1 protein-coding gene is annotated in these 447 nt (G+C 68.7%); it reads left to right on the top strand.

The genetic code is table 11. The features are described 5' to 3' along the window. The coding region (locus ACU8YE_RS25255; RefSeq protein ID WP_446930308.1) for a sulfite exporter TauE/SafE family protein at positions 1–447 on the top strand (447 nt) is incomplete at both ends.

Below are 447 nucleotides of genomic sequence, written 5' to 3' on the forward strand. Positions count from 1 at the left end.
GCTGTTGCTGAAGACGCCTTCGTCGATCTTCTCGCGCCTCGTCCCGTGGCTCGTGCTGTTCGCGACGATCGTGTTCGCATGGGGCAGCTTCTTTCGCAAGCCGGGCGCGGGCACGCAACATCTCGGCCCTGTCGCGGCCGGGGCCTCGCAGTTCCTGATCGCGATCTACGGCGGCTACTTCGGCGGCGGCATCGGGTTCCTGATGATGGCCGCGCTGACGATGGCCGGCCTGCCGCCGCGTCGCGCGATGTCGACCAAGAACGCGCTCGCGGGCGTGATGAATGCGTCGGCGGTCGTGCTGTTCCTCACCTCGCCGCACCTTCACTGGCGCGCGGCGATCGCACTCGGCGGCGGCGCCATCGTCGGCGGCCTGCTCGGCGCATGGGCGCTGCATCGCGTCAACGAACGCGTTCTGCGAATCGCGATCGTCTGCATCGGCGTGCTGCT

This window comes from Ralstonia sp. VS2407, assembly GCF_052950655.1.